The organism is Paenibacillus sp. DMB20 (genome assembly GCF_000987955.1).
In the GTDB taxonomy this organism is placed as follows: domain Bacteria; phylum Bacillota; class Bacilli; order Paenibacillales; family Paenibacillaceae; genus Paenibacillus_AQ.
Genome location: NZ_LAZU01000040.1, coordinates 81,347 through 94,541, shown reverse-complemented (window position 1 = coordinate 94,541; position 13,195 = coordinate 81,347). Strand labels below are relative to the sequence as shown.

Below are 13,195 nucleotides of genomic sequence, written 5' to 3'. Positions count from 1 at the left end.
GAGTTAACATCGTGTTCCCACGGACGCGGCACGCGAATGTTTACGAGCAGAATGCTGAACGTTTTCTAGCGAATCCAGAAGCGTAAAGATTGTCTTCTCCGAGAACGTACCATTCGTGCCGAGTGCGATGATGACAACGTCACCTAACTTCCCCTTCGACTTATGCTGATCAATAACGTCCCTTGCCTGGGACATCTGTCGGCCCACCTTGCCGTCGATCGTAATACCGGGGAGATGCTCTTGTAGATAAGGGGTAATATCGAGCATGACCGAGTCGCCAATCGCGGTCACTCCCCGTCCCGCATCCGGCTTTAGAGTCCCATATGGCTGTTTCGAGCCGTTTGGTTTCAGTATGTTCCCTGGAGGTATTGTCCTGTCTGTTTGGAGGTCGCTGCGTTCATGCGAATCCGAGCCTGGTTTCGTATCGGATGCAAAACTAGTCATGCCGATAACGCAAATCGTCAGTACGAGCATCATGCATACGGAAGCAATTCTACCAAGGATCGGCATGGATCCCCACCTCTGGACCTGCCTCCATGCGTTCCCGAACCCGCCGTTTCGAATGGGCTCCTCGATAAACCGCCACGATAATGCGGCGAGCACAATGCTAATTCCAACCTGTAATATGCTACGTATAATACTGGTCTCCCCCGTGTTTACTTCAGGACGAGTTAGTATAATAACCGGATAATGCCATAGATAGATGCCGTAAGAACGAACGCCAAGCCACCGCAGGGGTCTCCAACCCAACGCTTTGCCCAACCGGCTTACGGGATGGGCGAGAACCGCTACGACTACAGCCGTGACGACGGATAAAAGCACGAATCCGCCCCGGTAAAGAAAGCTATCGTACTGATCGGTAAGCCCGATCATGACGACAATCGTCATCAGAGCCGCTCCCCCGATGCAATCAAGAATCAGGCGTGCTCGCGGCGCAGCCTTTACAGTAAGCTGGCAGCTCGGCCAAACCATGGCGAGCGCCGCGCCAATGAGCAAGGCAAACGCTCTCGTATCCGTACCGTAATAAACCCTATGCTATACATCTGTATTCTGCCCTTTCAATCTCGATAAGGTTTTCAACATAGCCCGGCGGTTGACTCATTGAAAAACTTGTACGACGAATCCGAAACATGTACGTCGGACCGAAAGTAAACATAGCAATCATACGATACCCTCGGCCCGATTTTCGTACGCCTTCTGCTCGATTTCGATTTTTATTTTATATATTCATTACTAACTAGTGCATCTGCAATCACATCGGTCGGTATAACAAATTCCGCCACGCCCATATACCCCGGAGCGACTTCGTATTTATCAAAGGAGATGACAAGTTTTCCTTCATTGTTTATATAGAAGGACTGATCTTTAGCAATGGTTTCAAAACCAAATTCATCGTCTAACCAATAAGTCTTATCGGGGTCTTCCTTCATCTGCTGTCTCATCTGTTCCTTAATATTTTCGCTGATCAGACTGATATAGCTATCATCTTGAAATAAACTCGGTAGGGTAATTAATAGTTGGTTTTTCTTGTCAACCGTGTCGTATTTAAAGGTTGTCGAGGATGAGCCTACCGTATTAACAACATATCTGCCCACAACAAGGATCTGTTCATTATCGGTTTTGATAACATAATCGCTTTTTAACGCCTACATGCCCTCCGCCATTTTTTCTTTAATTCCTCCATTTCTTCTTTAAAACCGTTATACAGCTTTTTATTTTCCTCAAGGTATTTGTCATTTAGGGCGGCTTCCAGCGTTTTATTTTCCATGTTCGTAATGGCAGGAACTTTGATATTGGCCTTGGCAGTTCCGTCATCTACTTTAAATTCTATAAAAGTTAGTACCTTGACAAGCGAGCCAACCACGGGAACTTCTGTTAAAGCTTTTGCAAAGGCAGGACTAGTATTAATCCCTGTTATAAACAGAATAGCGGCTGCCCCGACGGCAGCAAGACTTTTCATTATGTTCGAATGTTTTTTTCTTTTTCTGCTTTAGAGCTTTCTTCACGACAAAATCCAATTCATCAGGGATGGGCACATTCTTGTAATTTCGTTTCAATTGTTCCAACTGTTCATTCATTTTACTTGACCTCCTCCAACGTTTCGTTGTTCATTCGAATTCGAAGTTTACGAAGGGCCTTATACAATCTTGATTTTACGGTACTGATGTTTTCGTTAAGCACTTCCGCAATTTCCTCAATCTTCATGTCTTCAAAATATCTAAGTATCACAACGGTCCGAAAGGCACAGGGTAATTCGTCCAAAGCCTTCTCCAGGTCAATGTCATGGTAGACATCTTCATTTGATGGGATGTGCGATTCAAGCGTCTGATCGTCTACAAGTTGAATTCTCTTATGTTTTCTTAGGAAATCGAGCGAGGTATTCATTACGATCCTGTAAAACCAGCTTTTCATCGACCCTTCGGATTTTAAGGTTCCTGAAGATAACAAAGCCTTATGAATGGAGTCCTGGACAATATCCAACGCGTCTTCAGCATTCTTTACATAACTGAATGCAAAAAGATACAAATCCTCCTTGTTTTCCGTAATAAAACGAGTAAGTTTTTTGTCTAACTTGTTATTCATAGAAACTCTCCTTTGATACGCGCGCATCATTCTCATGCCTCTCATAAATAAGACGTGCGAGGTACCCAAAAAGTCTATTTACGTTAAAGCAAAAGCTTGCGCAGCAACGGAATTGCTGAGTTTTTTTTGCTTAGACTTTTCAATCCTATGGGCCATCTGCTCAAAATAAAAAAACTCGATGCCCCTATTTAGGGAAATCGAGTTTTGTGGTGTTATAATTATAATTTACGAAATTTGAGACGAACTAATGCTTTTTATTATTTTACAGTGGCCTGATTATCCGCAAAAACAACCTTAAGTTTATTTTCTTGCCATGACAAGACAAGATGATCTACGAATCCCCCATTCCCTCCTTGAGGAGCCGTAACAATGATATCATCCACTTTGTCACCCGTATAGTCGCCAACAATCAAGCTTGGTTCCCTTCCGAATTCCCCGCTCAAGGAACCATCTTTGTCTTTAATCAACCAAGCATGTTTCTGGTACTTCTTGGTTTTTCCATCTTGCACGATGATCGATAAGTCGCTGGCATACGCATCCAGTTTCCCATCAATCTTTTCTTTTGTGCCTACCAGTATTACTTTGTCAGCAACAGAATCGCCCTGAACATCAGAAATTTTATAATCAAGCACATACGTATTTTTCTTTAATTTAAGTTCGGGTACGTTGAATTTTTGCCCAATTTCCAATTTGGGTGACGTTTTTTCATGTGTGCTTCGTTACCGCTTGCGGAACTGAGGTTGCTTGTTTTGCCAGCGAAACTTGAGGTGTGAGGATTGCCGCTGCACAAATGACACCTGCCCCCAAAAGAGTAATTTTTCTTTTACATTTTTGTTTTCTTCATTTTTATAAACCTCCAGTTGTATTTTGCTTGCCTTATATAACGTACGAGGTACCCTAAAAAGTCTATTTTTATTTCATTAAGATAAAAAATCTTAAGTTTCCCAAGTACATGAAGTCAGCGGGACAAACATGATATTTCGATCTTTAGAGAAAATTTCCGTCACCAGAATATCGAAATAGCGCTATAAACCAGCAGTAGGGCCATCACGAGATTAAACCCGCTTCTGTGCCTCGACAGAAACTTTTGGAAAACGGAACCGAACATGCTCCAGCTGAAGGTACTGAAGAAGCCGACAAGCCCCAAAAAGAATGAATACAAAATCAGGCTGGCGTTTGAAGAGTGATAAGGCATGACAAAGGTAGCTACGACGGTAATCCCGTACAAAATCGCCTTCGGGTTTACAAATTGTAACAACATCCCGGTTATAAAACGGTTATTCTTGTCCGTTTCTTTGTTTTGGCCGTTATTTTTGCTGCTCGAGAGCATTTTGAAAGCCAGGTACAGCATATAGGCCGCACCCAGGATCTTCATGCCCCATTCGATCTTCGGAATAAAATTGTGGAGAAATAGATTAAAATAGCTGCACAGCAGCATGATGATAAAAAAAACCCGCACTCACGCCCCAACAAAATCCGAGCGTCCTTTTTAAACCGAATTTGTTGGCAAACAGCATCGCCATGATATTGTTGGGACCCGGAGTAAAGCTTGTAACAAACACATACAGCAAAAATGATGTAACTGGCATACCGGCCACCTCTCTCCAAATGTATGTTATAATGTCCAAAAAGAACAATATAACGTAATACGTTTTATTGTATATTTTTTGATCGTTATATTGTACACAGGGTCGAGGTGTTTTTTTATGGAAGAAATTCATCATATTTTAGCTAAAAATCTAAAAGCCGTCAGGGAAAGCAAGAAATTAAGTTTGGAAAAAGTCGCTGAATTAACGGGAGTCAGCAAAACGATGATCGGCCAAATCGAAAGAGGAGAGTCGAGTCCGACACTCACGACGATTTGGAAAATAGCCAATGGTTTAAAAATCTCTTTTACTACGCTCATCCATCATCCGCAGCCGGATACAAAAGTTGTTTTACGAAGCGAAATCCAAACCATACGTGAAGACAACGGAAAATATAGGGTGTATCCCCACTTTCCCTTCCAAGAGAAGGCCCGATTTGAAATGTATTCGGTTGAGATCGACGAAGGCGGGTTTGTCAGTTCGGATTCACACCTGGAAGGAACCGAGGAATTTATCACTGTTTTCGACGGGGAATTAACGATTCGCGTAAATGACGCGGATTATACGATAGCAAGCGGGGATTCGATCCGATTCAAGGCCGATGTTCCCCACTCGTATCATAATTCGGGAGAAACCATGACCCGCTTAAGCATGACGATATATTATCCGGCTTAAAAAGCCGGATAGCGTAAACTTCGGATGCAAAATCGAAAAGCCGTTGTCTCAGAAGACAGCGCGTTTAGCGGAAGTTTTTCTTGCGAGATAAGGATGGCTAACCTCTGATGTTGTTTATACTTTCTTATCTCTTCATAAATGTCACGGACCGAAGCAAGTTTAGCCCCGGTCCGTGAATTTTTTGCGCGTAAAAGAAAAGGAAACGGTCCTCCAGTAGAAAAATCTACTTTTGGACACCTCCTTTGATTTAAACCTGCAACAACACTTCCCGCAGGAAACGGCCGGTATGGGAAGCCTCGACGGCCGCGACGGCTTCCAGGGGTGCCCACCGCAACGATTTCCCCGCCTGCATCGCCGCCTTCGGGGCCGATGTCGACCACCCAATCGCATTCACGGATGACATCGAGATTATGCTCCACGACGATGACGGTATTGCCGGCATCCACCAGCCTGTTCAGCAGCACCAGCAGCTGCCTCGTGTCACGCGGATGGAGTCCGGTTGACGGTTCATCCAGCAAATACAGGGTGTGCCGTTTCGATTTTCCGCTCAGCTCCTTGGCCAGGCGGAGCCGCTGTCCCTCCCCGCCGGACAGCGTACGGACCGATTGTCCCCAATGGAGATAGCCCAGCCCCACCTCGGCCAGCAAAGCGATTGGAGCGGCCATTTTGGGCTGGCCCTGGAGCAGCGGCAGACTCTCCTCGATGGTCAAATCAAGCAAGTCTGATATCGACAGCCCGTTATAAGTGACGCGCAGCACCTCTTCTTTGAACCGTTTACCCCGGCAAACCGGACATCGAACCTCGAGACCGGGCAGGAAAAACATGTCCATCGGCACGGCTCCAAGCCCCTGGCAATGTTCGCAGCGCCCGCCCGGCGTATTGAACGAGAAATGCTTCGGGGTCAGTCCGGCCCGTTTCGCTTCCGGCAAACCGGCGTAAAGATTCCGCATGGCCGTAAAGACGTCGGAATAGGTTGCGACATTCGAGCGGCTCATGCGGGCGATCGGCGACTGGTCGACCGTCACGATGTTGTCGACGGCATTGAAGCCGGTCAGGCTTCCGCAGCCATGCCGCTGCAGATCGTCGTGTCCGCCTGCGCCCACGAGGTCAAACAGCAGCGTGGACTTGCCGGAGCCGGAAACCCCAGTGACGGCAACCAGGCAGCCCAGCGGAAATGCCGCATCGATATGTTTCAGGTTTCGTTCGTAAGCGTCTCGAACGTTCAGAAACCGACCGTTCCCCGGTCGCCGTTCCTTTGGCCTGCCGCCTGTAGCCGCCTCCCGCAGAAAAGCGCCCGTGACCGATTCCGGACTGTCCATCAGCTCCGGAAGCGTTCCTTCGCCGACAATGCGCCCGCCGAAGATGCCCGCGCCGGGCCCCATATCGATTACATGATCCGCGGCGCGCATCATCTCAACGTCATGCTCGATGACCAAAACCGTATTTCCCATATCCCGCAGCTGCTTCAAGACGTGAATCAGCCCGGCGGTATCGCGCGGATGCAGGCCGGCTGTCGGTTCGTCGAGGATATACAGCACGCCGGTAAGTCCCGAGCCGAGAATGGAAGCAAGCCGGAGCCGCTGTGCCTCTCCGCCGGAGAGCGTAACCGACTGACGGCTCAGGGACAGGTAGCCTAGCCCGACGTCGACGATTCGTTTCATTCGAACGGTCAAATCATGCAGCAATGTCTCGACCTGCTCCTTCGCTTCCGGTTGAAGCTCCCCCATCAGCCTCTCCAGCCAAAGGAAAGCATCCTGCAGCGCCCATCCGGAAATGTCGGCAATGGAAGCGCCGCCGACCGTCACGCTGCGGATTTCCTCCTTCAGCCTGGCACCGCCGCATGACTCGCAAGTATGCTCCTGAAAGAGTGCCGCCTCGCCCGATTCGCTTCCTTTCTCCTTATAACGCCTCCAAATGCCGGTCACGACACCCTCGAATTTGCCTCCCGTTACCGATTTCGGCGGTTTTACCCCGGGAAAATACGCGGAAAATTCCTCGTTTTCCACTCCGTATAGCAGGAGACTCCGCTGAATGGCATCATAATGCTTGAGCGGTCGGTCGGGATCAAAATCGATTCCGTAATGTTTCGCCGCCGCTTTCAGGATCGACGCGTTGTACTTGTTGAGCATGTCATGCCATATCGTGACGCAGCCTTCGAGCAGGCTTCGTTCTTCGTCGAATACGGCGCCCTGATTCAGCGTAACCGTATGTCCGAGACCGGCGCAGGTATCGCAAGCACCTTCAGGCGTGTTATAGGAGAAATGCCTTCGCGTCAAACGCGGCATCCATCCATCGCAGTGAGGACAGCGAACGGAATCTCTCCGGTCGTCCTCACCGTCATTCGGGGTGGTCGCTCCGGCAACCTCCGTGTCCGGTCCGGGCACAAAAACGCCGGCCGCAGCGCGGGCAGTCACGCTCTCCCAGCTTCTCGTAAATCACCCGAAGGTACGTATGAATATCCGTGACCGTACCAACCGTGGACCGCGGATTCCGGTTGGTGACATGCTGTCCCACGCTGATCGAAGGAGACAATCCGACGATGGAATCCACCTTCGGCTTGGCAAGGGTATCCGAGGTCATCCCCATCGATTCCATGTACTGCCGCTGGCACTCGCGCTGGAGCGTGTCCAGCGCCAGCGTCGATTTGCCCGAGCCCGAAGGGCCGGTCAGAACGACCAGCTTGTGCTTCGGGATGCGGAGCGTTACATTTTTCAAATTGTTCTCCCGGGCCCCCCGGATTTCAATTACGTTATGGTTCATCCACAATCCTCCCGTTTTTCATGACATTAGTTTGCTTTCCGACGTTAAATCCGAAACTTCAGCGAGTGCGAACACCGGAAGGATTAGCCCCTGTCCAGCCGTGCCGTTGATCGGAATTTTCGGCTTGCACCAAATATTTTATAACACTCATGCAAATGAGAAGGTTTAATATTTTTAGGTTCCAATTACAGCATAGATAATTAAAAAAAGTCTATCACGTTTCTTGAAGGTTTTTATGCAGTGTTTGCTTTGCGAAAAAGCCTTTGATATAGTAAAAATCTAATTCAGGAGGAGGGATGGGATTTGCGATATTACAAGCCGATCGAAATTGCCAGGGAACTGCATATTAGTACAAGCGCTCTGCGTCATTACGAATCTTGGGAAGTTATCCCCGCACCCGAGCGTTCAGAGAACGGTTACCGCCTTTATACCAAGGTCCATTTGGCTTATTTCCGCTGCCTTCGGGCCATGTTCTCCGGATTTGGCGTCGGAATTACTTGTGAAGTCCTCCGCTTGATTCAAAAGGGCGACATGAACGGAGCCTTCTGGCTTGTAAATCAAGAGCAGGCGCGTTTGCATCAGGAAAAAATCGTTGCCGATCAGACTCTTGCTTTGCTCCAGCAACCGGAGTTACCGCTGATCCCGAATAAAAGGCTGAAAAACCGCATGACGATTGGAGAAGTTGCCGATCTTACCGATGTGCAAGCCTCCGCCATCCGGCACTGGGAAAAGGAAGGCCTCATTGCGCCGGAACGTGATTCCGAGAATGGATATAGGTTGTTTACCCCCATGCACGTCAGGCAAATTTTGCTCATACGCACATTGCGAAAGACCGTTTATTTTTTGGAAAATATGAAAGAAATCGTACGGGCCGTAGAGCATCAAAGCATCGAAAAGGCGAAAAAGGTTACGCTGGAGGCTCTGTCAAGCATCCATGACCGCAACCGTAAGCAGTTCTATGGCGTTCATCAACTGGTTGAGCTATGTATAGAGGTCGGTCATATCGATCCGGGGATGTATATCGGAAGTTTATGTTATGAGCATGACAAAAAAAACGGAGCGAGCCGCTCCCGATCTTTAGTGATTTAATGACCTGTTTTTATGTTTTTACGGCTGAATTTCCTCGAAGTCCAATAGGCTCAATCAGCTGCCGTCCGAAACTTAAGACCCGTCTCGGGATGAAATCCATAATCGGGACGGGTCTCGTTTCAAGATAGTTGTGTTTGGAGAACTCATCGCAGACGGATCATTCAGCGTCGTCCGATTCCACGTATTCCGCCAGGGCGGACAGCTTATGCGACCAATATTTCTCGAAAAAGGACAGCCATTGATCCAGTTCGAATAACGGGTCCGGCCGAAGCTTATAGCGGGTTTCGCGTCCTACTTTGTTTCTGGTGACAAGCCCCGTCTCTGCAAGGACATGCAGATGCTTGTTAATCGCGGTTCGGCTCAACGGAAAACATTCCGCAATGGCAGCAATCGACATTTCCTTGTCGGCAACCACTGCAAGAATCCGACGCCGGGTCGGATCGGCGATCGCCTGGAATACGTCGGGACTGGATTCTGCAGGAGTCACTTATCAATCCTCGATATATGATGCGAGCCTTACCGTAATTTGGGCCCAGCCCTGCTCCATGATTCCGCGGATTTTGGAATGTTTCTCCGTCTTCCATCCGGAATGGATGACCGTGAATTCCGTTTCTTCTCCCATCTCTTTCAATTCAAACACGACATGCCAATCCTCATCCCAGTCAAAACCAAGCCGGTAAGGAGGGTCGAGCTCCGTCACCTGACATGGCGAATCGCCGTATTGGCCGGTGAATAGCGTAAATTTCTGTCCGAGGACGGGCTTCAGATCGTTCGGCATCCACCATGCTGCAATTCCTTCCGAGGTAGATACGGCTTTCCACACTTTATCGATCGGGGCTTTCACGACAATGGTCTGACGAACCTCCTGCAGCGTTTCTTTGGGTTCCATTCTAAAACCTCCATTTCTTTGTAACACCTAAAGGTGTTATTCAACAATATAACACCTTAAAGTGTCATGTCAAATGTATATCTTTAGGATGCCCCGGTGTTAGGATAGATACGCCCGAACAAATGACGAAGCCTGAACCTTCTCGCAGATGAATCAAAAAGTCGCCGGCATCCAAAAAAACTAACCGGCCAAGAAATGACCTTGGCCGGTTTGCTATTTCCATGTTGACAATGCCTGCTTGTGAGATAGACCTCCCGAGACGGTTATGGAGTCTGCTTCACATAAGTCCCTTTTATGAATTGATACATCCAATCGTAAAGCTGCCTCACCGCCGGATCTTCGCTTCTAGCGCTGTCCAGCAGCCCCGTGTTGCCTTGGTAATAGGCTTTAAAAGCTCCCCTCATGTAACCGTAATCGATGCCGCCATTCAAGTACTCGATGTACCTCTTACGAAAAGCGGGATCCTGGTTCATTCGTTCGTCAAACTCCATCTCGACGCCCATGTGATATGTTTTGGACAAATCTGCAGCCGTTTCCAGCCGTTCGATCGGCGATTCGTCAAAGAAATGGTTGGGCTGCAGGGCAGCGATATCGAAGCCCAATTCCTCCCAGGCGTAGTTTTGGTTCCCGAAGAAGTTGGGAATCCAGAAGAAATGCTTTTTCTCATCGTGGACAAGATCGCTTGCGTAGCGGATTAACTGCTTATCGTAACCATCCCCTGCATGCTCAGCCAGCCAATACATTCCCGTCAGCTCCAGGCGAGGAAAATCGGATGCATTCCAACGTGCACGAAGTTCATTCATGTACCAGTTCACGGCCTTCTTGCGGTTGGTTAATGCCGCTTCGTCGCCCACTTCGCCGGAAACCATGTTTTCGGACACGCCGTCTCCGTCCACGTCGCCGAAATCGCTAAGGTCTTTGCCGGGATGAGGAATCATCAATACGACCTTGGTTTTATGCTTAGGGTCCCCTAGCTTCACGCCCGCCTCCTTCGTGGCTTCGTTCAATTGATGCAGATCGCCTCCAGGCGCGAATGTTTTGTCCAAGTACCATTGCCAATCCGCCAGATGGGCTGTCCCCAGGCCGAAATTGCTATGCCCGTCCTTACTCGTTAAGCCCAAATACAAAAACGCCGTCATACAACCAATCCTGCGGCTCGCCCTGTTCATTCACATAACTGATGTACGGGATGATGTTCTCCTTCGTCCAATCCCCTTGGCCTTTTTCATACCAGCCGTTGTAAAGCAGCATCAGATTGTCAATGCCGCCGCTGGCTTTGCCGGCCTCCGCGTATGCAGGCTCGTCGACCGGTATGGGGGCCGATCCTTTGGCTTTGCCGTCAACGCCCCATACTTCGATTTCGTCAAGGAAAACAAAGGTCCCCACGACGAAGGTCACTTTCACGTACCGGGCCTGCGCCATGGTGGCCTTGGGATGTCCTTTGGACGGTACCCCGTCGGTAACGCCATCCCAATTGTAATACTGCTCGGTAGCCGGTCCCTGCTCCCAGATCGGAAGCTTCGTATTGACATGGGCGAGCGTCCCCCATTTCTCGCCATCCGTCGAAACGTACATCGATACGGTATTGGGGTAAAAAATGCCGAATTCCGAATGCTGCATGAAATGCGTCTTGATCCCGCCGATGGATTTCAACTCTCCCAGATCAAAGATCACCTCTCTCGTTTTTCCTCTCAGATGGCCTTGCCAGGCGGGATCGGAAAAGGTAAGGCTCTTATCATAAATGCCGTCCGTTAATTCCCGATCAGAATCGGGGTAATCTTCGTAAGGGCTCTCCGACATCGTATAGCTTAGTCCCGAGACCAAATTCCGGGGCTCCGGCTCGTCCTGGCCAGCCTGAACGACGGGCATGTTCGTGACCAGCGTGACGGCAGCAAGCCCAAGCAGCAATTTGAGTCCCTTATTCCAAATTCTCCCCATTTCCTTCAACCTCCGCATACCGTATTTTGATGGATCCTACCGGCTTTTTTTTGCCTTGGTGCTTAAAGCTGCTTCTCATACGTTCCCTTTATGAATTGATACATCCAGTCATACAGCTGGCGCACTCCCGGATCTTTGCTTCGAGCGCTGTCCAACAGCGCCGCGTTGCCCTGGTAATAAGCTTTGAAGGCGTCCTTCATATATCCATGATCCACCCCCCCCGTTCAAATAATCCTTATACTTCTGCCGCATGGCAGGATCGCGGTTCATCCGCTCATCGCACTCCATTTCCACCCCCATTCCGTAAAGTTTCGCCAGTTCGGCAGCGTCCTGAATCCTCACCTCCTTCGTATCGTTAAAAAAAGTGGTTCGGCTGAAGCACGGCGGCATCGAATCCGAGCCGTTTCCAATCGAAAGCGCGGTTGCCGTAAAAGAACGGAATCCAGAAAAATTTGAGCCCCCGCTCGTGAACGACGCCGCCCATATAACGGATAAACTCTTCTTCATGCCCGATCGTGTAACTGATTCCTTCGCTGAGCCAGTACATTCCGGTCAATTCCAGATGTTCATAATGCCCCTCCTTCCATCTCGACATCGCTTGATCCATGTACCAGTCCACCAGCAGCTTTTTGTTTGCGAGTTCCGTCTCTTCGTTTAAATGCTCCGCTGCTTGTGAAGTCAGTTCTCCTTCTACCACCGAATAAACGGCGGACAGCTCGCCGGGATTCGGGATCATCAGCACGGTCTTCACCTTAAACTCCCGGTTGTTCAGCTTGCGCCCGACTTCCCGTGCCGCTTCGTTCAATGCAGCCATGTCGCCGTCCTGACCGAATGTTTTATCCAGATACCAGCTCCATTCGGGAACGATCTTCGCCGTGCCCGTTTCGTAGCTCAACCCGGACGGAGCGATCAGGCCCAGGTACAGAATGCCGTCAAACATCCGGTCTTGCGGCTCTCCACTTTCATCGACATAGCCGATGTACGGAATGATGTTCTCTTTGGTCCATTTTCCCTTGCCTTCTTCATACCAGCCGTTGTACAGCAGCATCAAATTTTCGATGCCGCCGGTATGCGGGCCGGGAGGCAGATAGGCAGAATTTACTTGGAACCCTTCGCCTGATTGAGGGGTCCGCTCATCCACTCCCCATATCTCGATCCCGTCCAGCATAATGTTCAGATCGGCGGTAAAAGTCAGTTTGATATAACGGGCGAAGACCATTTTCGGTGCGTCTTCTCCGTTCCCCAAACGGTTTTTCGAGCCATCCCATGTGTAGACCTCTTCTTTTGGAGGCCCGGGCTCCCACAGCGGGGTTTTCGATGGGATATGGGCGACAAGCCCCCACTTCTCCCCGTCGTTTGAAGCGTACACGGAAACGGTGCAAGGGAAGAAAACCTTATGCTCCGTATGCTGCAAAAAACGCGCGCTTACGCTTCCGATCGATTTTTCGGCCGCAAAATCAAACACAATGCCGCGTGTGGCACCTCCCGAAAAACGGACCCAGCCCGGATCGCCGATGGCGGGATTGGCCTTGCGGCCATCGGTCAACCGGCAATCGGGATCCACTTCGATGCCTGCGAGCGACTCAATACGGTAAGGCAGGCCAGCAGCCAAGTTTCGCATGTTCGCGTTGATGTTCGTTTTCATAAATTACAATTACCTCCTGTTCAAGCCGTT

11 protein-coding genes and 4 pseudogenes are annotated in these 13,195 nt (G+C 49.4%); 2 read left to right on the top strand and 13 right to left on the bottom strand.

Annotation, left to right across the window (positions count from 1 at the left end; all coding sequences use genetic code 11):
• Positions 1–3 precede the first annotated feature (3 nt).
• The 5 genes and pseudogenes from XI25_RS23960 to XI25_RS23940 form a co-directional block, all read right to left on the bottom strand.
• A complete protein-coding gene (locus XI25_RS23960; RefSeq protein ID WP_052759737.1) occupies positions 4–996 on the bottom strand; it encodes an acyltransferase family protein in 993 nt (330 codons plus the stop codon).
• A gap of 218 nt (positions 997–1,214) precedes the next feature.
• A pseudogene (locus XI25_RS37025) lies at positions 1,215–2,078 on the bottom strand (RsiV family protein).
• A gap of 1 nt (position 2,079) precedes the next feature.
• Positions 2,080–2,583 (bottom strand): RNA polymerase sigma factor, encoded by a 504-nt coding sequence (locus XI25_RS23950; protein WP_046680584.1) that lies wholly within the window; start codon positions 2,581–2,583, stop codon positions 2,080–2,082.
• Between the two features lie 257 nt (positions 2,584–2,840).
• Positions 2,841–3,272, bottom strand: coding sequence for a hypothetical protein (locus tag XI25_RS23945; RefSeq protein WP_082112484.1), 432 nt, complete (start codon positions 3,270–3,272; stop codon positions 2,841–2,843).
• A 314-nt stretch (positions 3,273–3,586) separates the two neighbouring features.
• Positions 3,587–4,172, bottom strand: a pseudogene (locus XI25_RS23940) (LysE family transporter).
• 117 nt (positions 4,173–4,289) lie between these two features.
• Here XI25_RS23940 and XI25_RS23935 point away from each other — a divergent pair.
• A complete protein-coding gene (locus XI25_RS23935; protein ID WP_046680583.1) occupies positions 4,290–4,844 on the top strand; it encodes a helix-turn-helix domain-containing protein in 555 nt (184 codons plus the stop codon).
• Positions 4,845–5,091: 247 nt separating this feature from the next.
• Here the strand turns inward: XI25_RS23935 and uvrA are convergent.
• Positions 5,092–7,604 (bottom strand): annotated as a pseudogene (gene uvrA, locus XI25_RS23930) (excinuclease ABC subunit UvrA).
• A 303-nt stretch (positions 7,605–7,907) separates the two neighbouring features.
• Here uvrA and XI25_RS23925 point away from each other — a divergent pair.
• Complete coding sequence (locus XI25_RS23925; RefSeq protein WP_046680582.1) at positions 7,908–8,693, top strand: TioE family transcriptional regulator; 786 nt, start codon at positions 7,908–7,910, stop codon at positions 8,691–8,693.
• Between the two features lie 157 nt (positions 8,694–8,850).
• Here the strand turns inward: XI25_RS23925 and XI25_RS23920 are convergent, their stop codons facing one another.
• The 7 genes and pseudogenes from XI25_RS23920 to XI25_RS35915 all read right to left on the bottom strand — a co-directional run bounded on the left by XI25_RS23920 (position 8,851) and on the right by XI25_RS35915 (position 13,165).
• Complete coding sequence (locus XI25_RS23920) at positions 8,851–9,180, bottom strand: ArsR/SmtB family transcription factor (RefSeq protein WP_046680581.1); 330 nt, start codon at positions 9,178–9,180, stop codon at positions 8,851–8,853.
• A gap of 3 nt (positions 9,181–9,183) precedes the next feature.
• Positions 9,184–9,582, bottom strand: coding sequence for an SRPBCC family protein (locus XI25_RS23915; RefSeq protein ID WP_046680580.1), 399 nt, complete (start codon positions 9,580–9,582; stop codon positions 9,184–9,186).
• Positions 9,583–9,845: 263 nt separating this feature from the next.
• Positions 9,846–10,721 (bottom strand): DUF4855 domain-containing protein, encoded by an 876-nt coding sequence (locus XI25_RS33075; RefSeq protein ID WP_052759736.1) that lies wholly within the window; start codon positions 10,719–10,721, stop codon positions 9,846–9,848.
• Positions 10,687–11,520 (bottom strand): DUF4855 domain-containing protein, encoded by an 834-nt coding sequence (locus XI25_RS33070; protein ID WP_052759735.1) that lies wholly within the window; start codon positions 11,518–11,520, stop codon positions 10,687–10,689. The genes XI25_RS33075 and XI25_RS33070 overlap by 35 nt, the downstream gene beginning before the upstream one ends.
• A gap of 62 nt (positions 11,521–11,582) precedes the next feature.
• The gene (locus XI25_RS35920) at positions 11,583–11,735 is read right to left on the bottom strand and encodes a DUF4855 domain-containing protein (RefSeq protein ID WP_268794563.1); all 153 of its coding nucleotides are present in this window, start codon (positions 11,733–11,735) and stop codon (positions 11,583–11,585) included.
• A gap of 16 nt (positions 11,736–11,751) precedes the next feature.
• Positions 11,752–11,910 (bottom strand): annotated as a pseudogene (locus XI25_RS37020) (DUF4855 domain-containing protein); the annotation flags it as partial.
• On the bottom strand, positions 11,876–13,165 hold the full coding sequence (locus tag XI25_RS35915) for a DUF4855 domain-containing protein (RefSeq protein ID WP_046680579.1): 1,290 nt from the start codon (positions 13,163–13,165) through the stop codon (positions 11,876–11,878). The pseudogene XI25_RS37020 and the gene XI25_RS35915, both read right to left, overlap by 35 nt.
• Positions 13,166–13,195 lie beyond the last annotated feature (30 nt).

What these genes read in the sequence shown, in the direction of transcription:
- XI25_RS23950 (WP_046680584.1), bottom strand. Translation starts at nt 2,583, where the DNA reads ATGAATAACAAGTTAGACAAAAAACTTACTCGTTTTATTACGGAAAAC.
- XI25_RS23935 (WP_046680583.1), top strand. Translation starts at nt 4,290, where the DNA reads ATGGAAGAAATTCATCATATTTTAGCTAAAAATCTAAAAGCCGTCAGG.
- XI25_RS23915 (WP_046680580.1), bottom strand. Translation starts at nt 9,582, where the DNA reads ATGGAACCCAAAGAAACGCTGCAGGAGGTTCGTCAGACCATTGTCGTG.
- XI25_RS33075 (WP_052759736.1), bottom strand. Translation starts at nt 10,721, where the DNA reads ATGACGGCGTTTTTGTATTTGGGCTTAACGAGTAAGGACGGGCATAGC.
- XI25_RS33070 (WP_052759735.1), bottom strand. Translation starts at nt 11,520, where the DNA reads ATGGGGAGAATTTGGAATAAGGGACTCAAATTGCTGCTTGGGCTTGCT.
- XI25_RS35915 (WP_046680579.1), bottom strand. Translation starts at nt 13,165, where the DNA reads ATGAAAACGAACATCAACGCGAACATGCGAAACTTGGCTGCTGGCCTG.